Origin of the sequence: Musicola paradisiaca NCPPB 2511 (assembly GCF_000400505.1) — a bacterium.
GTDB classification, from domain to species: domain Bacteria; phylum Pseudomonadota; class Gammaproteobacteria; order Enterobacterales; family Enterobacteriaceae; genus Musicola; species Musicola paradisiaca.
Genome location: NZ_CM001857.1, coordinates 2,469,805 through 2,494,682 on the forward strand (window position 1 = coordinate 2,469,805; position 24,878 = coordinate 2,494,682).

26 protein-coding genes and 1 pseudogene are annotated in these 24,878 nt (G+C 56.5%); 14 read left to right on the forward strand and 13 right to left on the reverse strand.

Annotated features, from left to right (window positions below; genetic code table 11):
• Nucleotides 1-3: 3 nt before the first annotated feature.
• The 7 genes and pseudogenes from DPA2511_RS10820 to lysC all read left to right on the forward strand — a co-directional run bounded on the left by DPA2511_RS10820 (nt 4) and on the right by lysC (nt 4,412).
• Nucleotides 4-1,674: a methyl-accepting chemotaxis protein gene (locus DPA2511_RS10820; RefSeq protein WP_015853804.1), complete on the forward strand. Its 1,671-nt coding sequence runs from the start codon at nt 4-6 to the stop codon at nt 1,672-1,674.
• Between the two features lie 195 nt (nt 1,675-1,869).
• Nucleotides 1,870-2,001 carry a hypothetical protein gene (locus DPA2511_RS24115; protein ID WP_264176037.1) on the forward strand — a complete coding sequence of 44 codons (132 nt, stop codon included), beginning with the start codon at nt 1,870-1,872 and terminating at the stop codon, nt 1,999-2,001.
• An 11-nt stretch (nt 2,002-2,012) separates the two neighbouring features.
• A complete protein-coding gene (locus DPA2511_RS10825) occupies nt 2,013-2,714 on the forward strand; it encodes a DJ-1/PfpI family protein (protein ID WP_015853805.1) in 702 nt (233 codons plus the stop codon).
• Between the two features lie 344 nt (nt 2,715-3,058).
• On the forward strand, nt 3,059-3,373 hold the full coding sequence (locus DPA2511_RS10835) for a phage holin family protein (RefSeq protein ID WP_015853806.1): 315 nt from the start codon (nt 3,059-3,061) through the stop codon (nt 3,371-3,373).
• On the forward strand, nt 3,363-3,854 hold the full coding sequence (locus DPA2511_RS10840) for a glycoside hydrolase family 24 protein (protein ID WP_015853807.1): 492 nt from the start codon (nt 3,363-3,365) through the stop codon (nt 3,852-3,854). The genes DPA2511_RS10835 and DPA2511_RS10840 overlap by 11 nt, the downstream gene beginning before the upstream one ends.
• Nucleotides 3,851-4,201, forward strand: a pseudogene (lysB, locus tag DPA2511_RS10845) (Rz-like lysis system protein LysB); the annotation flags it as partial. The gene DPA2511_RS10840 and the pseudogene lysB, both read left to right, overlap by 4 nt.
• On the forward strand, nt 4,128-4,412 hold the full coding sequence (gene lysC, locus DPA2511_RS23910; RefSeq protein WP_226376588.1) for an Rz1-like lysis system protein LysC: 285 nt from the start codon (nt 4,128-4,130) through the stop codon (nt 4,410-4,412). The pseudogene lysB and the gene lysC, both read left to right, overlap by 74 nt.
• Before the next feature lie 230 nt (nt 4,413-4,642).
• On the opposite strand, the gene DPA2511_RS10855 is transcribed toward lysC, so the two are convergent.
• Complete coding sequence (locus tag DPA2511_RS10855; protein WP_015853810.1) at nt 4,643-5,116, reverse strand: OsmC family protein; 474 nt, start codon at nt 5,114-5,116, stop codon at nt 4,643-4,645.
• Between the two features lie 224 nt (nt 5,117-5,340).
• Between DPA2511_RS10855 and DPA2511_RS10860 the strand changes: the two genes are divergently transcribed.
• The 3 genes from DPA2511_RS10860 to DPA2511_RS21575 all read left to right on the forward strand — a co-directional run bounded on the left by DPA2511_RS10860 (nt 5,341) and on the right by DPA2511_RS21575 (nt 10,374).
• A complete protein-coding gene (locus DPA2511_RS10860; RefSeq protein ID WP_015853811.1) occupies nt 5,341-7,227 on the forward strand; it encodes a DUF1800 domain-containing protein in 1,887 nt (628 codons plus the stop codon).
• A gap of 15 nt (nt 7,228-7,242) precedes the next feature.
• Entirely contained in the window at nt 7,243-8,460 is a 1,218-nt protein-coding gene (locus tag DPA2511_RS10865; protein ID WP_015853812.1) for a DUF1501 domain-containing protein, read from the forward strand.
• Nucleotides 8,461-8,577: 117 nt separating this feature from the next.
• Nucleotides 8,578-10,374, forward strand: coding sequence for a glycosyltransferase family 2 protein (locus tag DPA2511_RS21575; protein ID WP_051122247.1), 1,797 nt, complete (start codon nt 8,578-8,580; stop codon nt 10,372-10,374).
• A gap of 140 nt (nt 10,375-10,514) precedes the next feature.
• Here the strand turns inward: DPA2511_RS21575 and DPA2511_RS10875 are convergent, their stop codons facing one another.
• The 3 genes from DPA2511_RS10875 to DPA2511_RS22845 all read right to left on the reverse strand — a co-directional run bounded on the left by DPA2511_RS10875 (nt 10,515) and on the right by DPA2511_RS22845 (nt 12,605).
• Entirely contained in the window at nt 10,515-10,973 is a 459-nt protein-coding gene (locus tag DPA2511_RS10875) for a hypothetical protein (RefSeq protein WP_015853814.1), read from the reverse strand.
• 690 nt (nt 10,974-11,663) lie between these two features.
• Nucleotides 11,664-11,942 carry a hypothetical protein gene (locus DPA2511_RS23915; protein WP_404821626.1) on the reverse strand — a complete coding sequence of 93 codons (279 nt, stop codon included), beginning with the start codon at nt 11,940-11,942 and terminating at the stop codon, nt 11,664-11,666.
• Nucleotides 11,943-12,377: 435 nt separating this feature from the next.
• Complete coding sequence (locus DPA2511_RS22845) at nt 12,378-12,605, reverse strand: YdcH family protein (RefSeq protein ID WP_015853816.1); 228 nt, start codon at nt 12,603-12,605, stop codon at nt 12,378-12,380.
• Between the two features lie 429 nt (nt 12,606-13,034).
• On the opposite strand from DPA2511_RS22845, the gene lpxP reads away from it, so the two are divergent.
• Complete coding sequence (gene lpxP, locus DPA2511_RS10895; RefSeq protein WP_015853817.1) at nt 13,035-13,958, forward strand: kdo(2)-lipid IV(A) palmitoleoyltransferase; 924 nt, start codon at nt 13,035-13,037, stop codon at nt 13,956-13,958.
• Nucleotides 13,959-14,012: 54 nt separating this feature from the next.
• Here lpxP and DPA2511_RS23460 read toward each other — a convergent pair whose 3' ends face one another.
• The 5 genes from DPA2511_RS23460 to copD all read right to left on the reverse strand — a co-directional run bounded on the left by DPA2511_RS23460 (nt 14,013) and on the right by copD (nt 17,921).
• Nucleotides 14,013-14,213, reverse strand: a complete 201-nt coding sequence (locus tag DPA2511_RS23460) for a hypothetical protein (protein WP_155961687.1) — start codon at nt 14,211-14,213, stop codon at nt 14,013-14,015.
• Between the two features lie 322 nt (nt 14,214-14,535).
• A complete protein-coding gene (cspE, locus tag DPA2511_RS10905) occupies nt 14,536-14,748 on the reverse strand; it encodes a transcription antiterminator/RNA stability regulator CspE (RefSeq protein WP_015853818.1) in 213 nt (70 codons plus the stop codon).
• An 826-nt stretch (nt 14,749-15,574) separates the two neighbouring features.
• Nucleotides 15,575-15,913 (reverse strand): YebY family protein, encoded by a 339-nt coding sequence (locus DPA2511_RS10910; RefSeq protein WP_023638320.1) that lies wholly within the window; start codon nt 15,911-15,913, stop codon nt 15,575-15,577.
• Between the two features lie 209 nt (nt 15,914-16,122).
• Nucleotides 16,123-16,623 (reverse strand): non-heme ferritin, encoded by a 501-nt coding sequence (gene ftnA / locus DPA2511_RS10915; RefSeq protein WP_015853820.1) that lies wholly within the window; start codon nt 16,621-16,623, stop codon nt 16,123-16,125.
• A 419-nt stretch (nt 16,624-17,042) separates the two neighbouring features.
• Nucleotides 17,043-17,921 carry a copper homeostasis membrane protein CopD gene (copD, locus tag DPA2511_RS10920; RefSeq protein ID WP_015853821.1) on the reverse strand — a complete coding sequence of 293 codons (879 nt, stop codon included), beginning with the start codon at nt 17,919-17,921 and terminating at the stop codon, nt 17,043-17,045.
• A gap of 236 nt (nt 17,922-18,157) precedes the next feature.
• Here copD and DPA2511_RS10925 point away from each other — a divergent pair, with 236 nt between their 5' ends.
• Complete coding sequence (locus DPA2511_RS10925; RefSeq protein ID WP_015853822.1) at nt 18,158-18,388, forward strand: DNA polymerase III subunit theta; 231 nt, start codon at nt 18,158-18,160, stop codon at nt 18,386-18,388.
• A 5-nt stretch (nt 18,389-18,393) separates the two neighbouring features.
• Here the strand turns inward: DPA2511_RS10925 and DPA2511_RS23465 are convergent, their stop codons facing one another.
• Both DPA2511_RS23465 and DPA2511_RS10940 read right to left on the reverse strand, forming a co-directional pair.
• Complete coding sequence (locus DPA2511_RS23465) at nt 18,394-18,531, reverse strand: hypothetical protein (RefSeq protein ID WP_015853823.1); 138 nt, start codon at nt 18,529-18,531, stop codon at nt 18,394-18,396.
• 619 nt (nt 18,532-19,150) lie between these two features.
• Nucleotides 19,151-21,211 (reverse strand): S9 family peptidase, encoded by a 2,061-nt coding sequence (locus DPA2511_RS10940; protein WP_015853825.1) that lies wholly within the window; start codon nt 21,209-21,211, stop codon nt 19,151-19,153.
• 337 nt (nt 21,212-21,548) lie between these two features.
• Here DPA2511_RS10940 and purT point away from each other — a divergent pair, with 337 nt between their 5' ends.
• Nucleotides 21,549-22,727 (forward strand): formate-dependent phosphoribosylglycinamide formyltransferase, encoded by a 1,179-nt coding sequence (gene purT / locus DPA2511_RS10945; RefSeq protein WP_015853826.1) that lies wholly within the window; start codon nt 21,549-21,551, stop codon nt 22,725-22,727.
• Between the two features lie 93 nt (nt 22,728-22,820).
• Here purT and DPA2511_RS10950 read toward each other — a convergent pair whose 3' ends face one another.
• Both DPA2511_RS10950 and DPA2511_RS10955 read right to left on the reverse strand, forming a co-directional pair.
• Nucleotides 22,821-23,297, reverse strand: a complete 477-nt coding sequence (locus DPA2511_RS10950) for a DMT family transporter (RefSeq protein WP_015853827.1) — start codon at nt 23,295-23,297, stop codon at nt 22,821-22,823.
• A 1-nt stretch (nt 23,298) separates the two neighbouring features.
• Nucleotides 23,299-23,760: a DMT family transporter gene (locus DPA2511_RS10955; RefSeq protein WP_015853828.1), complete on the reverse strand. Its 462-nt coding sequence runs from the start codon at nt 23,758-23,760 to the stop codon at nt 23,299-23,301.
• Nucleotides 23,761-23,864: 104 nt separating this feature from the next.
• Between DPA2511_RS10955 and DPA2511_RS10960 the strand changes: the two genes are divergently transcribed.
• Complete coding sequence (locus DPA2511_RS10960; RefSeq protein ID WP_015853829.1) at nt 23,865-24,872, forward strand: LysR family transcriptional regulator; 1,008 nt, start codon at nt 23,865-23,867, stop codon at nt 24,870-24,872.
• The last annotated feature ends 6 nt before the right edge of the window (nt 24,873-24,878 follow it).

Here is a 24,878-nt window from a genome sequence, read left to right on the forward strand (position 1 = left end):
AATATGTTCAGGAATATAAAACTTGTCACCGGGTTATTTTCATTACTGCTGATATTAGGCGTGCTTCAACTCTCCAGTTTCGGTTTTTTCTTCGGCGCCATGAAGAATGATCGGAATAACTTCGTGGTATCGCAAACCCTGCGCAAACAGGGCAACGAACTCAATGCCTCCTGGATAGCGCTTATCCAGACTCGCAATACCATCAACCGCGCCATCGCCCGTATGATTGCGGAAACCAACAACATTCCCAGCAGCGGTAAATCCGCTGAATTAATTGCAGTGGTTAGCCAATCGCTGGCTGAAGCGGACAAAAAATTTGCCGCCTACAGTCAAATTACGCCATTGCCGGAACAGAACGCCGAGCTGACGAAAAATATTGCTGAAAACTATCAAGCGCTAAGAAACGTATTGCAGCAGATCGTGGGGTTGATTAAAGCGCTAGACCTTAAAGGCATTCAGGCATTACCGACACAGAAAATACAGGATCAGTTTCAGAAATCTTTTGAAGAATATCAAAAACAGAACGACGCGCTGAATGACAGATCCGTCTCCAGCAGCAGCCAGAATTATGATTACAGCGTTATTATCATTACTGTTTGTGTGATTATTCTCGTCGTCATCGCAACCGGCAGCTGGCGCTATATCCGCCATGTATTATTGAAGCCGCTAAATAAGGTGATCGTGCATCTGAACCATATTTCCCGTGGCGATCTCACCCAATCGCTGGCACTGGCGAACAGCAATGAAATCGGCCAATTAGCCGACAGCGTGCGACATATGCAAACATCGCTGACGGCGACCGTCGATAAAGTACGCACCAGCGCCGACGAGATTTATCGCAGCGCCAGCGAAATCGCCAACGGCAACAGCGACCTCTCTTCCCGTACCGAGCAGCAATCCGCCTCGCTGGTGGAGACGGCCGCCAGCATGGAACAACTGACCGCCACCGTAAAACAGAATGCGGAGAACGCGCGACATGCCTCCCAACTGGCGCTGAGCGCATCGGAAACCGCGCATAAAGGGCTGAAAATGGTGGATAACGTGATCAACACCATGGGGCAAATCAGCACCAGCTCCCAGAAAATCAGCGACATCACCGGGCTTATCGACAGCATCGCCTTTCAGACCAACATTCTGGCGCTCAATGCGGCGGTAGAAGCGGCGCGTGCCGGCGAACAAGGGCGCGGGTTCGCGGTGGTCGCCAGCGAAGTCCGCAATCTGGCCACCCGCAGTGCCGATGCCGCCCGCGAAATCAAAGGATTAATTGAAGATTCCGTCAATCGCGTGCGGGAAGGTCATGAGTTGGTCTCCTCCACCGGAGAGACGATGGGCGAACTGGTTGGCGCCGTCACCCGCGTGACGGACATCATGGGCGAGATTTCCTCGGCGTCCGAAGAACAGAGCCGCGGCATCGACCAGATCAGCCAGGCGGTCAGCGAGATGGATCGGGTTACGCAACAAAACGCCGTGCTGGTGGAAGAGTCGGCTAATGCCGCCGTGTCGCTGGAAGAACAGAGCAACAGCCTTAACCAGTCGGTCGCACTGTTCCAATTGTCCGGCATGCCGACAGCCGCCATCGGTGAAAAAACACGCCGACCGGCGCCCAGGATGCTCGCCAACGCCCCGGTTCAGCCCCCCCAGGCATCCCATGACACCCATTGGGAAACGTTCTGATCGCCCGACGCGCAGGCATCCATGCGCGTCGTTGTACCGCCGGGCGCCCCTCCTGCCCGGCGTTGTTTTTTCCGCACGTCAGCGGCGCCGGCCTCCCGTCAGAACGCTGCGACGTTGCCGTGATGCCGGCGTCAGAAAGCCGACGCCAGCGCCCGGAGACGGTAGCCTTTGTGTCGTGTTCCCGAAAATGACATCATGCTCCGAACCGATATTCGTCTATTCGTCGGCATCGGGCGGCGACACGGTGTCGATTTGACGATGCGCCGTTCACTCCGAGTCGCCATCCCCGATGACGTTGCCAGTATCGCACGGCGCCAGACCGCCTAAGGATCACACCCATGTCACCTATTCCCCCGTTGTCCATTGGACTATTGCTGTTTCCCCGCTTAACGCAGCTCGACCTGACCGGCCCTTACGAGATATTCGCCCGAATACCGCAGGCGAGCGTGCATCTGATTTGGAAAGATCGTGCGCCGGTCAGCGCCGATCGCGGGCTGGGTCTGATGCCGTCAACCACCTTCGACGACTGCCCCGACCTTGATCTGATCTGCGTCCCCGGCGGCCCCGGCCAGATTGATCTGATGGCGGATGACCAAACGCTGACGTTCCTCCGGCACAAAGCGGCGCAGGCCCGATGGATCACCTCGGTATGCACCGGTTCGCTGGTACTTGGCGCCGCAGGCCTGCTGCGGGGATACCGGGCCACGTCCCACTGGTCGGCATTGGATCAGCTGGCGTTACTCGGCGCGGAGCCGGTCGCCGAGCGAGTCGTACGGGACAGGAACCGCATCACCGGCGCGGGCGTTACCTCCGGCATCGATTTTGCCCTCAGCGTCGTAGCGGATATTTACGGGGCAGAGCTTGCCCAGCGCATCCAGCTACAAATGGAGTACGATCCACACCCGCCGTTCAATGCCGGTTCGCCTCGCACCGCGCCCGTGGACATCACCCATAGCGTTCAAACGAGTATCGCCGACTTCACCGCACATCGGCGCCAGATGACGGAACAGGCCGCCGCCCGGCTTGACCTGACGAACTGAACCGCGCACCGGGCGGCCCCACCGCCCGGCCTTTCGTTATCACCGCCCAGACGGTTTCGCCTGCACGCCGCTCGCGTCATCCTCATCGCCCGCCGCGTGGCCCATCGTCCACCATTCGACCGATACCCTACTGTTTTTGAAGAAAAAAGCAGCGTATTGAGCGTGACTCGCGCTCACCCACGCCGTCCGTTGTTTGCTGGATAACAAACCAACCGCCATCGCGCCCCCGCCCGGCAGCGAACTGATTTAATGCAGGTCTGTGCACAGCCCAACAATATGCGGCGCAATTCTCGTGCGGATATCGCTGTGCCAACACCGCAACCTTCTCACTACCGGACCCAACCATGAACGAAACAGACAAAAACCTCATTTCCCTGTTCATCATCGGCATGTTGATTGCCGTCGGCAAAGTGCTGGCAGGCAGCGAGCCCATCACACTACGGCTGTTCGTCGGCCGGGTATTGCTGGGCGGCTTTGTCTCGATGATGGCCGGGATCGCGCTGGTGCAGTTTCCCGACCTGTCGCCCGTGGCGATTAACGGTATCGGCGCTGCGCTGGGCATCGCCGGCTACCAAACCATCGAACTGATCATCCAGCGCCGCATCCGGCAACTGAATGAAAAAAACGCCAACCAGGAGGACAAACACGATGAGCAATAATAGCCCCAACATCACCGCCTTCCTCGACATGCTGGCATTTTCCGAAGGCACCGCCACACACCCGTTGACGCAAAACCGCGGCTATGACGTGATCGTCACCGGCATTGACGGCAAGCCGGAAATTTTTACCGACTATCACGACCATCCCTTCGCCGACGGACGCCCCGCCAAGGTCTTCAACCGTCAGGGGCAGCGCTCCACCGCCGCCGGCCGCTACCAGCAGCTCTATCGCTACTGGCCCGCTTACAAGAACCGACTCCGGCTGCCGGATTTCAGCCCCGCCTCGCAGGACACCCTGGCGATCCAACTCATCCGCGAACAAAAAGCGCTGGACGCCGTGATTGCCGGCCGCATCGCCTGTGCCATCGGCCTGTGCAACAACATCTGGGCATCGTTGCCGGGCGCGGGTTACGGGCAGCGGGAGCACAACCTCGACCGGCTGCTGACCTGTTATCAACAATCCGGCGGGAGGCTGGCATGAAAGATTGGTTGATTGCCGCCGCAGCGGCGCTGACGTTGTTTTCCGGTATCGCCCTGCAATCCTGGCGGCTGCACAATGCACGGCTGCTCAACGAACAGCAGGCGCAAACGCTGGCACTGCAACAAACCACACTGGACGAAACATCCCGTCAACTCACCACACTGGCCGTTCAGGCCGAACAGACCAACAACGAGCAAGCGCGACTGCGCGAACGGGCGGCCGATACCCAGGCCGCGCTCTCCGAACGTCAAAAAACCATTGCGAGGTTACAACATGAGAACGATGCACTTAAACGCTGGGCTGATACCGCTCTGCCTGCTGATATTATCCGGTTGCGCCAGCGCCCCGTCCTCACCGGCGGTCACGCTTACCGTGAATGGCTGTCCCAGACTAATGCCCTGTCGCTTTCCGGCGGCCAGCCCACAGACCAACGGCGATCTGAATAGCCAACTGGACGACACCGAGGCCGCGCTGGCCGACTGCGCCGATCAGGTGGACAGCATCATCGCCTGCCAGCAACAGGCCAGCGCCGCCGCCCTTCCCGCCCGGCACATCTGAGCGTCTCATCGGGCGCCGCTGAGCGTCCCGCCCGGCACCGCAGACTTACCCTGCCATACCTGTCATACCTGCCATGACCGCCGCCCGGCGGTCATGCTTGTTACTGGCCCCTCAGACGCCGCTGGCGCGAGCGATAGGGCAACGTATCCCGCCGGAAATCTCCCTCTGCGCTTCCCCGGTGCAACCACGCTTAACTGGGTGGCCAGCGCCGCCCGGCGGCCTTTTCACTCTCACGCGGCATAGCGCGCCTGCGGTTCGCAGGACACCGGGAAGTTCACCGAATTGGCGATAAAACAGAGATGGTGCGCCTGCTCATGCAGCGTCAACGCCAGCGCCAAATCGTCGCCATCACGCACGGTCACTACCGGCCGTAATGTCACGCCGGAAAAATAACCGCCGCGCGCCGCGTCCTCCTGCATGACGCCCAGCGCCTCATCCTCATAGGCGAGCACCGAAATGCCGGAGGTGGCGCACAGGTGGAGATACCAGAGTTTATGGCAGGCGCTTAACGAAGCCACCAGCAGATCCTCCGGGTTCCAGCGCCCGGCATCGCCGCGAAACGCCGGATCTGCCGAACCGGGAATATCCGGTTTGCCCGGTACGCTGATTCGGTGCTGACGACCGTAAGCCCGATAGTCCTCCGTACCGGCGCCCACATTCCCTTCCCACGTTACCTTGACCGCATAGCGATGTTCACCCTTCATGCCCGTTCCTTCTTCGTTGACAACCAGAGCCGTCATGGTGTCCCGGAACGGCGGACATGGCAATCTGCACGCGCGGTTTTCTGGTAGCGCTTCGCAATACGCAACGAAGGAACCGTTCCCCAGAGAGGAACGGTTCCCCATTGTCGGCCCCGACGAACACATGGATGCTTCCCTCGCTTACGGTTCGAACCCCCCCTTCCCCTGGCATAAAAGGAATCCGCGATATGGCTTTGGTACCCTGGTGGGCGTTGCTGCGCACTTTCCATCTTGCGGCGCCGGCCGCGCTGTTGCTGTCGAGCGCCGCTCAGGCGCTGACACCGGACGACGCCGCGCATTTGCTCGGACGCACCAGCTTCGGCGCCGACACGCAGGAGATGGCCGCTTACCTGCCGCTGACCCGCGAACAGGCGGTAGAGCGTCTACTCGATTCGCTCACCGCGCCTCCCTATTTGCAGCCGCCGCGTTTCGTTTCTCAACCGCGACCCAATTACTGGGGCCATAACTGGGAAAGCAACGAGGTTATTTTTTACCGCATCAATGAAATTCAGCAGTTACAGAGCGGGTGGATGCAGGAAATGATCGAAACCCCAACGCCGTTTGCCGATCGGCTGGCGTTGTTCTGGCACGGCCATTTCGTCTCCCGCTTTCAAAACACCCGCATTTCCGCGCCCTTCTACGATCAACTACAGGTATTTCGCCAGTGGGGCGGTCGCAATTTTCGCGAGCTACTGCGGGCAATCTTGCGGGATCCGATGATGTTGAGCGGCCTGGACAATGTCCAAAATACGCGCTCGCACCCTAACGAAAACCTGGCCAGAGAGCTGATGGAACTGTTCACGTTGGGCGTGGGAAACTACACCGAGCAGGATGTTAAAACGGTAGCCCGGCTGCTGGCCGGCCATTCCGTGGAGAGAGAAAACGGCTGGCGTTACCGGCTGAACGAGGCCGACGCCGACAGCGGAGAAAAAACCATTCTGGGCCGGACTCTCGCCGCCGGCAAAACCGACGCCATCGACGATCTGGTGGATATTTTGCTGGCACAACCGCAAACGGCGGAATTCATCGCCAAAAAATTCTTCCTCGACTTCGTCGCGCCACAGCCCGACCCGCAAGAGATCACCCGTCTGGCGGCCATCCTGCGTGATAGCGACTATGATCTGACGGTGTTCCTGCGTGCGCTCTTGTCCAGCGACGCATTCTGGCGGCCCCAGAACCGTCTCAGCCTGATCAAATCGCCGCTGGAGCTGATCGTCGGTTTCGCCCGCACCACCCAGCTACGGATGCCGGACTACAAAATTCTGGTGGATTATGCCGACATGCTCGGCCAGAGCGCCTTCATGGCGCCGGATGTCTCCGGCTGGAAAGGCGGCAACCATTGGCTTTCCATCAGCAGCCTGGTCAACCGTGCGCGTGTTATGCGCCGCCTCTGGGTGGCGGTGGCGCAATCACGCCAATACCCGCCCGACGTCACAGCCGGGCTCCGTCTGCGTTTCAGTTCGGAGTACCGCGCCACGCCGGCACGTTTCACCGTCAACATGGATGGCGTCCCCGTCGGCACCATTACCGCCGCCGCCGGGCTCCGCACTCTGGAGGATGAGAAAGCCTCGAACGAATCCGGCGCGTTGAAGCCTATGTGGGAAAACGCCGTCATCCCGTTGCCCGCGTTACCCGCCAATCCACGTAGCATGACGATTGAATTTATTCCGCCGGATACGGACACTCACCTGTTCATTAATTGGATCGCGTTAAACGGCCGACGCTACTCGCCCATGAATGCTCGCTGGGTGGGTGCAGAGCGCGGCCGATGCCCGACCGACGTACCGCGGGGCGCATTTTATTGCCCGGCAAAATTACAGTTCGACCTGACGCCCATCGATAACGATCAGGCGACGCTGGCCGATCTGCACGCACCGCTCAACGCCAACATCGAGTACGGCACCGCCCACCTGCAACTGACGCCGACGACCGGCGACCGGCCGCATGGCCTGCCAGCACGCGCGTCGGACACCACACCGGCGCCGGTGCTGATACAGACGGCGCAGGACATTGACCGGCTCCGCGAAGAGGCCTTTCGCGCCTACACCTTCGATCCTGCTTATCACCTCAAATAGCCACCGGAGAACGTTATGCGCTCATCCTATCGATACTCACGCCGGGAATTACTGAAATTATTCGGCGGCGTCTCGCTGCTTTCGTTACTGCCGGGGGCATTGCAGGCCAACGCGCCACAGGACATCAGCCAGCGCATTGGCGCCCGTCGGCTGATTATCGTCGAACTGTTCGGCGGCAACGATGCCCTCAATACCTTGATTCCCTACCGGGATCCGCTGTATGCACACTATCGGCCTACCCTGTCGCTTCCGGTGCGTGACGTCATTCCCCTCAATGATGAGCTGGCCTTGCACCCCGCGCTGAAAACATTGAACGGCCTTTTTCAGTCGGGCGAGATGGCGATCGTTCAGGAGGTCGGCTACCCCAATAACAGCCTGTCGCACTTTGATTCGACCACGATCTGGGGTACGGCGATCACCGACGCCGCCGTGCGATCCGGTTGGGTTGGTCGGGTGGTGCGGGACAATCCGCGCTGGGCGGAAAAAAACGACGCCGACGGCATCATCCTTTCCGGTTCGAACATTTTTATGGATGAAAAAGGCGTCAGGCCGCTGGAAATTCAAGATGCCAAAGCGCTGTTGCGCCCCGCTTACGGCGAGCTGAATACCGACCATCTGGCCGTCAATCCGTCAACGGAATATCTTTCCAACCTACTGAAAAATCACCGTCTTATCTCCGATCGCATCCGCCAAAAACTCAAAGGCGACAATAGCTTTGAGCGCCTGTTCAAATACCCGGGCCAAAGCTACCTCGAACCGCTTTACGTGCAGGCGGCGCAACTGCTGTGGTTGATCGACAGCGGCGTTGAAACGCCGGTATTTAAAATCGGCCTGTCCGGCTTCGACCTGCACACCCAACTTGCGCAGCAGCACGGGCCATTGCTGGCTAGCGTCGAGCGCGTATTGCTGGGGCTGCGTCAGGGATTGAAAGCGATGGGCGTCTGGGACAACACGCTGATCCTGGTGCAATCCGAATTCGGCCGTCGACCGGCGGAAAATGCGTCCGGCGGGACTGATCACGGATCCAGCGGCGTCGTGCTGCTGCTGGGCGGTTCGCTGGAGGGAGGACTGTACGGCACCCGTAGCGGTCTGGAGACGCTGGACGGCGTGGGCAATCCGTATTTCACCACCGATTTTCGCACGATCTACTCCAGCATCGTCTCCCGGTTCTGGCGACTACCGGAAAACCCGCTGGCGGCGGAAGGGTTCCCCCCGATGGCGTTCCGGTTATAACTCTCTGACAAATTGGAGCTCGTGCTTATGAGACACACACCCCCCGCAAGCCGGGAATATACGCCTCCCGTGCCGGTGCCTTACCCCGGACGAACAGCCACCTGCATCAGGCAAAATATGTGGCTATCCGGCCCGGAATTGCCGCTCCGCAGCCACGTTACCGCCTGCATTACGCTGTACAACGAACCCCTGCGGGTTTTATTGCCGACGCTCATCTCGCTTATCGAAAACCATCATCACATGAAAACACGCCGGCCGGCCGGGGAACCGTTGGTGTCGTGCCTCCTGATTGATGGCGAGGCGCATCTTCACCCGGAGGTTAGGGCGCTGCTGCTTGCGCTGGGTTGGACGCCGTCTTTTCCTGCGGCCCCGTCGGACGACAACAGCGTCCATATTCAGCACCTCTCCCTGTCTCTGGATACGCTCCATACGGCGCTGAATCTCCCCGCCGACGGCGATGCGCGCCCGATGCCCCTGCTGATTGCCGCCAAACAACACAACCGCGGCAAGTTGGATTCGCACGCCTGGTTTTTCCGCCATATCTGCCGCCTTATTACGCCGGACTATATTTTGCAGATCGACGCCGGTTCCATTCCTGCTGCGAATTGTCTGCCGCTATTACTGGATCACATGGCGCTGCGCCCCGACTGCGGCGCGCTGGCGGCCAGAATCGTTACACGCCCGCCGTCGGGGCTCAACCCGGTAACGAACTGGCAATATGGCGATTTTATCTGGGAAAAAATAACCGACTGGCCGGTCAGCAACTTGCTGCGCTATATGGAAGTGGTGCCGGGCCAGTGCAGCCTGATTCGTTATTCCACGTTCTGCTCTTCCCACGACGCCGTGGCAACGCCCATGCATCGCTATTTACGCGGTCTGGCTGCGCAAGGGTTGCTCGAACGCAATCAGTTTTTGGCCGAAGACCGGGTGCTGGGGTTTGAAATCGTTAACGCGCCACACCATCAGGCCACCACCGAATATGAGCCCAACGCCGTACTGGAAACCGATCCCTGCCCGACGTTCGCCGAACTGGTACGTCAACGTCGCCGCTGGATCAACAGCACGTTAGCCGTCAGGATCGCTACGCTATCGGCGCTGCCGGCGCTACTCCGGCATGCAGCGCTCTCGCCAATGCGTAAGCTGGAAATCCTGCTGTCGATGCTGTGGAATTACAGCCAGTTGTTGACGCTGTTTGTTTTCCCCGCGTTGATGGCGGTTATCTGCTCGTTGACCGTTAACCGCCTGGTACCGGCATCCATGAATGGCTTGCCCGCATCGCAGCCGCTGGGTTCTTTCGCCGCCGGCGGATTTATTCTGTTCTGGGCCGGCATCCTGCTGTGCAGCCGAATTTACAGTGTGAGCAGCCCGTGGGGATTACGCCTGCACCGACTCCTGGCTTCACTGTTGGCGGTGACAATCAATCTGCTGTTAGTCACCGGCCCGGTGCTTCAGCTTTTTTGGCATTATCCCGGCGGGTCGTTATCGCTGCTGGCGCTTGTATTACTGGCCGTTGCGCTGCATTCGCCCGATCATTTTCATAATCTCTGGCGATTTATCCTGCTCTATTTCCCGCTGTTTACCTCTTTCAGTTTTTATCTCACCAGCTATGCGCTGGCCAATTTCAGCGATACCAGTTGGGGAACGAAGGGGCTTTTGCATGGCAAAACCACGCGGCGCTGGTCAATGATTCGTGATGGTATGCTGATTTTCTGGGTTGTCGCCGCCAGCATCATGGCTGCCTGGGTCATTGCGCTGGGCGAACAAGCCGCCGTGGCGGTCATTACCGGGATGGTTATTTTTACGCTGGCGCGTTATGTCGTGGCTATCTTGTGCAGCGTTTCCGCGCTGTTCCGCAAGCCGATCACGTTCGCGGAACGTTTCCCCTGGCGTCACCGTCTCGACGGTGAACTCTAAGGAGGTCTCACCATTACGCCCGCTTCGGATATCGGAAACCGTTGCCGGGGCGGGTCATACGCTCAGCAGCTGGCGCGGGCGCCATTCGCCCGCCCCGCATAAAGTCCCTCCCGGCAGGCGTTATTGGCGCGACGCGGCGGTTACAGGCCGTCCATCCGCAGCATTTTGCGCAATGAACGCGCGGTGACACCAAAATCCCGCGCGATCTGATGCATCCCGATGCCCTGAGCCAGCACGGATTTGACGGCGACTTTCCTTAACCCCAGGAATATCCCCCATGCGGAAGGGATATCCAATACGCCGCTCGGCGCCGTATTGCGGGTAAAGGTCGCGTAGGTTTTTTCAGAAATGGCGATCCCGGTTTTTTCTATAAACCGAATGCGATCCTTATTCAGGTATAGGCGACTGCCGCCATGAAGACGAACAAATTCCGACATACAATCGAAACCGTCATTCTCAATCAGTTCGGAAATCATCCAGGGCAATGTGGAGAGAATACTGACTTTGTGGTGGTCATAAAATTTTTCTAATTCTTTGAAATTTGGTTCATCAGCATGAGGAAGCCCAGAGAATATCTTTTTCAGCGAATAATAATCCATGTTATTTCCTTCATCCATGAATGGTATTGTCGTTATTCCGACGGACAGTTATTCCAGACGATGACAATTAACGATAAATATTGATCTATACCTAAAATAATTCGAGTTGCAGGACAACACGCTCGCGTGTTGAACAACGCCACGCGTTGGCCCTTTAGGGCAAGGCTCGTAAGAGCCTTGTAACGCGGCAAGAGAGCGAATCCCGATGCGCTTACTCAGGTAAGTGATTCGGGTGAGCAAACGCCGCCAACACACCGGCAACGTGAAGTATGACGGGTATAATGAATAATTAGCATGATATTAAATATATCCTCTTAAAGTAATATCACTGAATAATCAAAAAATCACAACGCCGTACCTATTTATGCAATCCATCAATGCTATTGACCCGATAATATATCCGACATTTCAGATTGATAACGCCTCATACTCGATCTGGCCGACATGACGATGATGTTAACGCCTGCCCCATCGGATTGTTTTGCTCATCATGTTATTCACGGGGTTCACGTTGCTAATACGCGGATGTTACTCAGGCGTCCCTGTCGCTTATCGCCGTAAGCAACAGGGATTCGGCGTCATTGCCTGCAACTCGCATTATCCATGACATAGCAGGCGAATAACGATCACTGTCATCATTACTCCGTGCAGATTTACCGTGCCAGGTGCGGGATAACAGGGGTATCGGTATCACTGCGGTGCGGCGTTATTTTGCTGGCGCCATCGGGTTACGCGCTCTTTTGTCACTTCATTTTTATAACACGTCGGCGCGGCGCCACCTTTGCGGCTCCAGGCGCTGCGACCGCCGCAGGTGCTGCCGTTCCTGGCTGAATTATACGGGCAGGCGCATGTGCCGGAATACCCGGCTATCGATTCATCGATTATTTTTTGTTTAACCTGATCATCACTGAGTCGCATATTTCGCGCCTCAGCCTGATTCAGGAAAAGAAAAGCAGTCACCGCAAACATTATCGTGAGCATAATTCGTCTCATTTCATCCTCCAGAAGAAAATAGTATTAGCCTGTACGGCAAAATAATTGCCATTATATTAAAAGTAATAATACCGACCACCTGCCGTGATATTTCTCAAAAAACAATCAATAGTCAGGCATGATTAATAAGTATTGATAAGGCGAATAGCAATTCGAATATTTACACGAACAAGAGTGATGACAAGCATTCCGCCGTCACCGAAGGCGATGTTGATTGCGTCTCAAGGGGTATAGTTAATACGTTAAAAAGAAACCGCTGACATTCTGTTTGATTTAACGCCAACGACAATCAGGCCGCGCCGAAACCTGTTGATGACCACGCCCACAAGGCGGTTGAGTGGGCCATAAAAAACCGCCGCAGGCTGGGCAACGCGGCGGTTTCATTATCAATAAACCCAAAAGCCAACAAAATCAGGCCGTAGGATGAACACTTTCCTCCTGCAAGATCTTGTAAATTTCATCTTTCAGATGCAGCTTCTCTTTTTTGAGCCTGACGACTTCATCGCCGTACCCCTGACGGTTAGCCCCTTCAAGCCGGGCGATATCATGGTCAAGCTGGTTATGTTGTTCAAACAACAGCATAAAGCGGGGGTGCTCGAGTTTAAGACGAGAGATCAACTCGCGATATTCTGGAAACATGAAACGTCCTCTGGTTAGTCATGGTTAACCGCAAACGTGTTGCCTACCGCGTTGACATCAACAAGCAACAGAATAAAGCCTAGTCGATTCCTCCCGGAAAAAATGTGTACCCCGCCCTATTTGGGAGTATTCCACCCAGCGCCACTCCAGCGAACAGCCGCGATACGCGCCACCCAACGCGCTGCAGAGCCAATGTAAATTTCACGTAATCGCCCGCTCCGGACTTATCGCCGAATACGCATTTTGTGCTATCGTGCGCACGGAAAATCAAAGCACGTTGGATTCATTCAGCACATCCCAATCCCTCTTTCTTAATTCTCCACATTGCACCATGGAATCTTATGCGACAGGCATACTCTAACACCCAACATAACTCACCATGCTGTATAGCTTTTCATGTCATACCTCATTGATGATACAAGGAATACCATGAACAAAGCGGTTCGTTTTTCAGGCGCTTTCTTCCACCCCCGTTACTGGCTGCTCTGGTGCGGGCTTATCGTTCTGTTTCTGCTGGTTCAGCTTCCTTACCCCTGGTTGGTGCGCGTGGGTAAATATTCCGGAAAAGCGGCACGCCCCTTGCTGAAAAGGCGGGAACGCATCGCCAGGCGGAATATCGATCTGTGTTTCCCAACCTATTCCGACGCCGCAAAGGAAAAACTGATCGATGAAAATTTCGTTTCTCTCGGCATGGCGCTGGTGGAGACAGGCATGGCCTGGTTCTGGCCGGATCGCCGCATCCGTCGTTGGTTCGATGTGCAGGGTTACGGCAACCTGTGTGACGCGCAGCAGAATAAGCGCGGTGTGATGGTCGTCGGCGTGCATTTTATGTCGCTGGATCTCGGCGGCCGGGTGATGGGGCTGTGTCAACCCATGATGGCCATGTACCGCCCGCACAATAACCCGTTGTTGGAATGGGTGCAGACACGCGGCCGGATGCGTTCGAATAAAGCGATGATTGACCGACGCAATCTGAAAGAAATGGTCAACGCCCTCAAACAGGGCGAAGCAGTCTGGTTTGCGCCCGATCAGGACTATGGCCCTAAAGGCAGCACCTTCGCGCCGTTTTTCGCCGTCAACAGCGTAGCCACCACCAACGGCACCTATGTGCTCTCCCGGCTCTCGAATGCCGCCATTTTGACCATCACGCTGATTCGAAAATCGGACAACAGCGGCTATCGGCTATTCATCGAACCGGAACTGATGGATTATCCCAAGAATGACGAATCCGCCGCCGCGGCGTATATAAATCGAGTGATTGAAAAAGAAATCCTGCGCGCACCGGCGCAATACCTGTGGATTCACCGGCGTTTTAAAACCCGGCCGGTGGGCGAAAAATCGCTGTATGCATAAGTTCATACCGGGATGATGACTTCCGGGTGCAGCTACCGGTGCACGATGCGCCGGTCATGCCGCCAGCCAGGCGACCGAATGGCAAAAACGTTGTTGGCCGACGGTACCGGGCTCTTCTTGTGATAACGGCATTTGGAGCTCAATGCGTCTAATAGCATTATTGTTATAGCGATGATGACCACCGACACGTTGCGAATAGCCGCCTTCGGTCATGAAAATATTGTTGGTTACACCAATATCCGGTTGCTTAGACAATGTCAGTCTGAACGCTCAATCGAATTATTTGTCATAATAAATCCGCCCCGTTTAACCGCATATCATGTCGTCCCGAAAACCGGATCGTAACCGAATTTCCCGTTATTTTTAGTTTCTCTACTCATCGCGAAAAATATGCTCGGTTGACGAAAATCGCAATTACCCTTGCAGGAAGTCATCATTTTCGATTTCACTGTTTCATTACACTGTAAATAGACAACAAAAAACCCCGGCTTTACGCCAGGGTTTAATAGAAAACTTATCTTGACTGCTCCGGTTTAAACCCTCATCGCTATCGCAAGTTAAGCCTCATTGCTCAGTGTTACAGTACGGTAACGTTGCCAGCCGCAGGCCCTTTCTGGCCTTGCTGAATCACGAACTCCACTTTCTGGCCTTCGTACAGCGTTTTGTAGTCATCAGACTGGATAGCGGAAAAATGTACGAATACATCTTTGCTACCGTTATCCGGAGTAATAAAACCGAAGCCTTTACCCGCATCAAACCATTTTACCAAACCAGTCATTTTATTAGACATAGAGATTACCTTTAATATATAGAGCCTTCCGGCGATATGGCCTGCATGACAGATTTTAATTAGCGTTTTAAATATAGGAGGCACAAAAAGAAGGGGTATCTATGGATAACTCTTGAATTATGGCTGCTTTACTAACGTGCTTTAATGTCTGTATATCAAACCGACGCAGCATTAACGCATGTATAATTATTTTTAGCAAGATTTCTTTTTATTTTAATTAAAAATGCAATAACGGCACGATCCGTTTTTACCGCCTTCGGGATATTGTTCGGCATTATTCTCCTTGCATTTCAACAGGGTTTAGGAAAAATTGCAGGTTAGCATTAGCCTATTTATCTACGTTTCATGACGCCATGGCCAGCCGGGTCGCCGGCAGAAATGAATGCGAAAAACGGATGCATGCCAAAATTGGTCGGTGATAACGCTATGCAGGTGGAGGATGACTCTCCCGATCTTCGTGAAAAAAATAAATCACCCTTTAGCCCAGAGGCAGCATTTCCGTCCAGAGGCGGGAATGATTCTTTTTAGTTTAAGAATCAATGGATAAAAAAAAGACCGAATACGATTCCTGTATCCGGTCTAGGGAAATGGCTCTTAGGAGAGAGCCGTGCGCTAAAAGTTGGCATTTGTGCAGGCCATGTTCTGACCCGCTCCTTAAGCGTAGACGACTCGTTTCCAATTTCCAGTTTCCCATTATTCCCCCCGCACCTTTCCGCAACATTCAGTACACTCTGTGACAACACGCGCAAAGCTGAAATGATTGCCATTTCAGGCTCGCATTCTGCGGATCTCGTGTTTGGCATATACTGAAACAGGGGCGTTGCTTTCACTGGCACAGCATCTGCGCACGCTCAATAAAGGGCTGCAGGCTGATTTTTCGGCCAGGTTGCGCCGGGTCGTCCAGCTGTATCACATCCAATGCGGCGGCGTTGACCTTGCCTGAGCGAACCTGCTCGCGTGCGATGTCGTTGAGCGGATACTGCATCAGCGTACTGGGGTTTATCACATACAACGCATTACCGGGGCGGCATATCAACTGCACCTCTTCCCGATTGAACGCCCAACGGGCGCCATATTCCAGTTTACTGAGATTGGCAATCCTGGGCGCAGCCCACACGCTGGCGGACAGCGTCGTCAGCACCAGTGACAAGACGAACCTTTTCATCACGAACCTTTTCAATACGAACTTTTTCATCATTCATTCCATGTATACGGTTTTCGCGGATGATAGCGGCAGCTACGGGGGAAGTCGAGCCAACGGCGACATGGACAGCATGGACGACAAGGCGGGAGGGGAAAACTTACGGCACGGCGACGTCATGGCGCAAACAGGGCAATACCGACGACCACCGACGGTATTGCCGCACGACACGGTTATGCTGATGGCGTCGCCATCTTTTTCAGATCCTGATCGATAAAGAACAGCCCGCCTTCGTTGGCGTTGACCATACCCAGTTTGTCGAGGATCGATTTGAACAGTTTCTCTTCTTCGTGCTGTTCGGCGACGTACCACTGTAGGAAATTGAAGGTGGAGTAGTCCTGCAACGTGATGGCGGCATGGGCCAGTTCATTAATCTTGCTGGTAATCAACTGTTCATGCTCATAAGTCAATGTGAAAACCTCCTGCAATGAGGCGAAATCCACCGGCGGCGCGGCAATAGCGCCCAGCACCGGTAAACTCCCCGTGTCATCCAGGTAATCGAACAGGCGCTGCATATGTTCCATTTCTTCACGGGAATGACTTTTCAAGAAACCGGAGGCGCCTTCAAACCCTTTGTCGCCGCACCAGGCGCTCATTTGCAAATATAAATTGGCTGAATAAAACTCCAGATTAAGTTGTTCATTCAACTTTTGGATCATTTCTTTTTTTAACATAGCCGTTCCTTATTTTACTGGCAGGTGATTGACACGGGAAATTATGCATTGAAACAACAAAACCACAAACAAAAATTAACCAAAGCATCAAGCAATTCAACTTAAATTCAAAACGTTATCACTTTTCATTGATAATTATTTTCATTTTTCTGATCCCTCATCATTTATCCCCAAAATAATTCTGGCTGCCGGAAGTCAACCAGAGAGTGAATCCCGATGAACTCCCCCGGATAAAAGATTCGGGTGAACGAACGCAACCAATACGCCTGCAATGTGCAGTATGACGGCTATATTTGACGCATCTTGCCCGGTGGTAATTATTGTTATTGCGGGAGTCGCCCATTGATAAAAAAACCTCTCCGGATTATTCAGTCGCGATGCCACCACATACAGCAGCAGGCAGGAAACGCGACGGCGACTTAGCCGGGAGAACGGGTGGCAAAATCGCTAACCAGCAACAACACCAGTAACGCCAGGAGCATGCCTGTACTCGTCAGGCGGAAAAACCAACGCTCCGCCCAGCGAGTACAGCCACGAAATCGGGGTACAACCCGGTAGCGGTTAAACAGTGCTATGCCGACCATCAACGCCACCAGCACGACTTTAAGCGCCAGTAACTGGTTATACCGCAAAGAAAAATCCAGCGGCCAGCCAGCAATAAAGCCGACGTTTATCATCCCGGTCAAGATCGAGCCCGCCACGGCGAAGTGCGCCACGCAGGAAAAATGCAACATGGTGCGGATCGCCATAGCCCGCCATTGCGGATGCGTTGACGCCCTTACCAGCCAGAACAATGGCGGCAACCCGCCGACCCAGAACGCAGTAAAGATCAGATGTAACGCCTGATTGGCGCGCTGCAACATCCCCGGCCCGCCCTCCAGCACGGCGGCATGCCCGGTGAACGCCATGCCGACCAGCTGCGCCAGCGCCGCCAGCAACACCAGCCGCTGCCGCATCATTCCCGGCGACAAGAGCGACAGGCAGCCCAGCAGCGCGGCGATCGGCTGCCAGCGCCATGCCTGACCGAACCGGGTATCCAGCACCGCCTGCCACACCGCAAGATCACGCAGATTCAGCCAGTCGCCGCTCATCAACACCAGTTGCAGCGCCAGCAATGCCCCGGCGCTCAACAAGGTGACGCCGCAACAGATCATCAGCAGGAACCGCAACTGATATTGCAGACGAGCGCGATACGCCGGCGGGGCCAACAGGGCGCCATAGCAGGCACCACCAGCCAGCAACATCAGCGCGACAACGTGCACCCAGCGCAACAGCACATAAAACCATTCCGGCGTCATGGTTCACTTCACATCACAACGACGGCCAGGGCATCACCGGCCGTTAATACACGCTGGCGACGCCGCCCGGCGTCGTTCATCCAGAAAGAAAACGTAGGCTTCGGCATTGTCTGTTCTTCGGGGGAGGCATCATCATTAACGGCGCAGCATACGCACTTCTCTCTGGTGTGTCGACGCAGCATTTGCCAACCTCCACGTTCTGCATTACCTTGTGGCGCAACCGACAGGAGGAGATCATGACACAAAATCTGGCCGAGCTTTCTTTCGAAGAGATGGAGAGAGTGAATGTGGATCTGGCGGCATCCGGTATTGCTTTTCGCGAGCGCTACAATATGCCGGTGATTGCGGCAGAGATAGAACAACAACAGCCCGAAGCATTGCGCGCTTATTTCCGCGAACGGCTTGCCCATTATCGGGAAATCTCCCATCAGTTCTCGACCCTGCCCTACGATCCTGAAGCGAAATAATCCGCTTAACACCCGGCGCCGTCGGCGGGCTCCTCCTCACGACGGCGCTCACCGGCGGATGAAAGCGCCGTCGCCGACACACTGTTTACGGCCCCATTGATAGCCAACGCCTTTTTCACCAGCCCGAGCGGGCGTATTTTCATCCCTCATCTCTCATCCCTCATCCCTCATCCCTCATCCTTCATCCTTCATCCTTCATCCTTCATCCTTCATCCTTCATCCTTCATCCTTCATCCTTCATCCTTCATCCTTCATCCGCAGGATTAAATCACTACAAACACCCTGTCATTCCAGAATATTCCGCGCCGGTAAAGCGCATTTTTTTACTTGCATCGCCCAACGAACAGGAGGTTAATAAACGGGCAAACCTACCTTTTATCAAGCGAGGCAACGAAAATGAGTAAAGGAATGGATCGCAAGCGAGACGGCAAGAAAAAACCGTTGAAAACCGCCGCAGAAAAGCGGGCGGAAAAGCGTGCCAAACGAGCTCAGCCGCAACCCGACAGCAACTGAGTTCCCTGCGTAACCGGCCGTCACCCGGCGACGACAGCGCCCTCCCCGCACTTCGGTGCCCGAATGACCTGCCCTGCCGCTGAATGGCGCTGACTGATCGAGACAACCACCAGCACCCGTGTGCGTCAGTCAAATTGCGGAACCTGCATTATGCTATCCCTGTATCGCCTCATGCAGTGAGGGGCCGGACGGCGAATCCGCCTGACACGCCGTGTCGGGTTTGATGCACCGCCCGGCTCCGCTATAGTGTCAGGCCGGCCCGCCAGCCCCCGCCGCATCCTGCCCGCGCACCATCAGCAAGAAAGCATACTCCAGCGCAATATCCTCGAAAGCAGCAAAACGGCCAGATTTACCACCATGACCGGCTCGCATATCGGTGCAGAGCAGCAGCAGGTTATCATCCGTTTTCAATTCGCGCAGTTTCGCCACCCATTTGGCAGGTTCCCAATACTGCACCTGGGAATCATGCAGCCCGGTCGTGACCAGCACATGCGGATACGCCTGCGACGTCACGCCGTCATACGGGCTGTACTGGAGAATATAGCGATAGCTGGCTTCTTCATTGGGGTTGCCCCACTCGTCATATTCCCCGGTGGTCAACGGAATCGACTCATCAAGCATGGTGGTCACGACATCCACAAACGGCACCTGCGCCACCATTCCCCGGTACAGTGACGGCGCCATATTGGCCACCGCCCCCATCAGTAAACCGCCGGCACTGCCGCCCATGGCGAACACCTGCCCGGCGTCGCCATACCCCTGCGCCACCAGCGCCTGCGTCACATCGATGAAATCCGTGAACGTATTCATCTTGTTAAGCAGACGCCCGCCGTCATGCCAGCGCTGCCCCAACTCGCCGCCGCCGCGAATATGCGCCAGCGCGAAGACGAAACCACGATCCAGCAAACTCAACCGGCTGATGCTGAACTCCGGATCCATACTGCTGCCGTAGGCGCCATAGCCGTAAACCAACAACGGATTTTTGCCCAACTGACAGTGCTGACGGTGATACACCAGCGATACCGGGATCGGCTCGCCGTCGCGGGCGGCGATCCACAACCGCTCGCTGCAATAGTCATCCGCGCTAAACCCCTTGACGTCCGATTGTTTCAACACCTGCTGGTTGCCGGTAGCCATATCCAGCTCATACACGGTGGACGGCGTCGTCATGGACGAGTAGCCATAGCGCAACCGCGATGTCTCGGGCGTCGGATTAAACGTCAGCCAGGCGACGTATGTCGGATCGTTGAAGGCGATCGCCCGATCACTCCCCGTCTGCCAGTTCACATAACGCAGATGCGTCAACCCCTGTTCCCGCTCTTCCAGCACATACCAGTCATCAAACAGCACGAACCCTTCCAGCACCCGCTCGGCCCGCGGCGGCACCAGCGTTTCCCAGGCATCCTCTCCGGCATCGAGGGCGCGATACAGCCCAAACGTTTTGCCGCCGCGGTTGGAGCGGACATAGAAGCGATCGTGAAGGTGGTCGAGTTCGTACTCGTGATCAGGCCGGCGGGGCACAAAGACCTGCGGTACCGCATGCGGGTCGTCCGCATCCAACAGCAGGATTTCCGTGCTGGTGGTGCTGCTGAGATAGATCAGGATATAGCGCTCGGAAAAGGTTTTATCCAGGCTTAAATAGAACGCATCGTCCGCCTCTTCATACACCAGCACATCCCGCGCCGGGTCATCCCCCAGCCGGTGACGGTAGACCTGATAAGGCAACAGCGTCTGCGGATGCTTGCGAACGTAATACAACGTCTGCGAATCCGCGCTCCACTCGACGGCGGAAGAGACATTCTCCAACGTGTCCGCCAGCCATTCGCCGCTGGCAAGATCGCGCACCGTGACACGGTACTGACGGCGCGACAGCACATCCTCCGCCACTGCCATCAGACGGGTGTTCGGGCTGATGGCCAGCGCCCCCAACTGATAAAATTCATGCCCTGCGGCCCGCTGGTTGCCATCCAGCAAAATCTGCCAGGCGTCGCTTTCCGACTCCGGCTGACGTTGGTGAATGGCGTACTCTTTACCCGGCTCGAACCGGCTTTGGTAACGGTAGCCGCGTTTCACATAAGGCACCAACCAATCCGCCGGCGGTACGCGCGCCACCATTTCGTCATACAGCGATTGCCGCACGGCGGCGAACGGCGCCATCACCTGCTCGCTGTAGCGATTCTCCTCCTGCAACCAGGCCAACACGGCGGGGTCTTCGCGATCGTTATCACGCATCCAGTAATAGTTATCGATACGGGTATCGCCGTGCAGGGTTAAAGCATGGGGACGTTTCTCGGCGATGGGGGCTTTCATGAGGGGACTCCTGTGCTGACGCGCCGGTTTGGATTGGGCGCAAGCGTGCCACGGATCAATCGCTGGATCCAGCCTGCCCGGGCTGTCCGTTGATTTTCCTGAAGCGGCTCCGCATTTTTTATCCGCTGTTTAACCGTTCTACTCCGCGTTTACGATACGCATCCCAGCGGATGGCGGATGTTTCTGCTCCGGTTATGGCACCGCACTTGTCCTGCCGGTATCGCGAGGCTTGCGCCAGATTCCTGAGCGGATGCGCACGCAAACGTTTTCGCTTATACTTCGGGCGGTTCGGATTACCCGTTTTGATTTTTTCACAACACCATCAGGTATCAGGCTTATGTTAACAATGGGAACAGCCCTGCGCCCCGGCGCTACCCGCGTTATGCTGCTGGGTTCGGGCGAGCTGGGAAAAGAAGTGGCGATTGAGTGTCAACGTCTGGGGATTGAGGTGATCGCGGTCGATCGCTACGCCGATGCGCCTGCCATGCAGGTCGCCCACCGCAGCCATGTCATCAATATGCTGGACGGCGACGCGCTGACGCAGCTGGTGGCGCTGGAGCGCCCTGACTACATCGTGCCTGAAATCGAAGCTATCGCCACGGAAACCCTGGTGGCGCTGGAGCAACAGGGGCAAAAAGTGGTGCCCTGTGCCGAAGCTACCCGTCTGACCATGAACCGGGAAGGCATTCGGCGGCTGGCGGCTGAAACCCTTGGTTTGCCGACCTCCACCTACCGTTTCGCCGCCGATGAGCGTGCGTTTCGTCAGGCCGCCGACGAGCTGGGTTATCCCTGCATCGTCAAGCCGGTGATGAGCTCTTCCGGCAAGGGGCAAAGCCTGATTCGCTGCGCCGATCAGCTTGAAAATGCCTGGCGCTACGCGCAAGAAGGCGGCCGTGCCGGCGGCGGCAAGGTGATTGTTGAAGGGGTGGTCAAATTCGACGTCGAAATCACCCTGCTCACTATCCATGCCGCCGACGGCCTGCATTTTTGCGACCCGATCGGCCACCGGCAGGAAGATGGCGACTACCGTGAGTCCTGGCAGCCGCAGCAGATGAGCCCGCTGGCGCTGGAGCGCGCCAAAGCGATCGCCGGCAAGGTGGTCAGCGCGCTCGGCGGTTACGGCCTGTTCGGCGTGGAGTTGTTTGTGTGCGGCGATGAGGTGATTTTCAGCGAAGTGTCGCCGCGCCCGCACGATACCGGCATGGTTACGCTGATTTCCCAGGAGCTGTCCGAGTTCGCGCTGCATGTGCGCGCATTCCTTGGGCTGCCGATCGGCGCCATTCGTCAGTACGGCCCGTCGGCCTCTGCGGTGATCCTCCCTGAACTGACCAGCAGCGACGTGCGTTATCAGGGGCTTGAACAGGCGCTGCAACCGCATACGCAAATCCGTTTGTTCGGTAAACCGGACATCGCCGGCAAACGCCGGATGGGCGTGGCGCTCGCCGTCGCCGACAGCACCGACGCAGCCGTCGCGCTGGCTAAAGCCGTCGCTGCCGCCGTCAACGTCAGCGGCTAATACCGCAGCGGGCCGCTAGTGATGGCTATCGGCCCGTGCCACCGCATGAAACCGTGGCGCGATACCCACGCCATCCGTGATTAAAGGCGCCGCCTAGCGCTTCCACCACCACACCTGTCGTTGCTCCCGCCGATGTTCACCCGACGTTGTCGCCGGCGTTTTGGAGAGAAACAGCCCCGCCAGAATCAGCACGACGCCCCCTATCTGCACCCACGGCGCCGTCGTCGCATGACTGAATGCGTCGGCCAACACACCGGTCAGCATTTGGCCGCCAATCACCAGCAGCGTGGCCTTCATCGCGCCCAACCGCGGCAATACGTAGCTGTTGACGGCGACAAACAATGCGCCGATGACGCCCCCCAACCAGGCGAAGGCAGGGGCGCCGCTCGGCACCGCGCTGCGCAGATCGCCGGACAAACACAACGTCAGCGTCAGGAATAAAAACCCCAGTAGATGATTCCAAAACGACGCAAAAAACGCGCTTCGGGCCATACCCAGTCGTCCATTCAACAACCGGCTCAAGGCGATGCATCCCCCGTTAAGCACCGCCAGTATCATCATGATAGCCATGTCACCGTCCCGCCATGATCAGCAGCAGCGTCCCCGCCAACACGCACAGCAATGCGCCGCCATCACGCGGCGTCAGCCGGCGTTTAGCCATGCCGAACCCGCCGCACACGTCCGTCGCCATACCGAACAGCATCTGCCCCAGCAACATCAGCGCCAGCGATCCGGACAGCGCCAACGGGCTATTGACGGTGATGGCCGCCAGCAGAACCGTCATCGCGCCGGGAATGCCGCCTAACCATGCCCACCAGGGCGCAGGCTGGCCCGACGACACAGCCGATTGTTGCCCCAAAAAACACAATCCTCGCAACAGTACGCCCGCAGCAAGCGTACCGATGCCATGAGCAACCCAGGACGCCGCGGCCGGTGAGCTGTAAACCGCCAGTTGACTGTTAAGGCCAATCATGGCGGAAAGCAATGCGCCGGCGCCGATCGCCAGCCCGCCTGACCCAATATTCATACGCATACATGATCCTCGTTATGGATTTCGGCAGGCATTTTAGCGGGTGACGACATCCTCTATAATCCATCCCATACGAAACTGATTGTTTATCTATAGGCAACAATCCTATGAACGATTTTTCTTCTCTGCCGGTGTTCGTCGCCGTGGTGGAAAGCGGCAGTTTTTCAGCGGCGGGCAAACGGCTGAATCTGTCAAAATCAGCGGTCAGTAAACGCCTGAGCCAGCTGGAAGAGCGGCTGGGCGTTCGCCTGCTGCATCGCACCACCCGGCAGCTCAGCCTGACGGAGGCGGGCAGCGATTACTACGATTACGCGCAACGGGCACTGCAACTGGCGCAGCAGGCGGAAGACGCGGTTACACAGTTGCAAGAACGGCCTCAGGGAACATTGCGCGTCAGCGCGCCGATGGCGTTCGGGCTGCGTCATATTTCTCCCCTGTTGCCGATATTTCTGCACCGTTATCCCGAGGTCAGTGTCGATCTCTTGATGGATGATCGGGTGGTGGATTTGGTGGGCGAAGGGTTCGATTTAGCGGTACGTATCGGCCAGTTGCCGGATTCCAGCCTGATAGCCCGTCGGCTCGCCCCGTGTTTCAGTGTGCTGTGCGCCGCGCCGGATTACCTGCAACGTACCGACGTCCCTCAGCATATCGATGCGCTGAAGCACCACAATTGTTTGTTTTATCTCTATTTCAAAGGTGGGGTTGAATGGAGTTTCGAGGGCCCGGACGGCCCGGTGCGCTTTCAGCCTCATGGCAATTATCGCGCTAATAACAGCGAAGCGTTGTTCGATGCGCTGCTGGCGGGCGTCGGTATTTGCCAGGTACCCAAATTCATCGTCGGGCCGGCGTTGAGCGAAGGCCGGCTGGTGGAGGTGCTGCCGCAGTACCGCCTGCCGGAACACAGTATCTACGCGGTTTACCCGGAACGGCGCCACCTGCCGGCTAAAGTGCGGGTGTTCATCGACTTTCTCAGCCAGCATCTGGGCGAAGGCTCGGACTACCGCCGGGATTACGAATACGCCGCCAACCCAGGCGCGCGCGACGCGCCTCTACGCCCCAACCCCGGAAAGGAACCGCCTGCCCGCCCGGATAGCCGTGAAGAGGCAGCTTGCTAACATTAA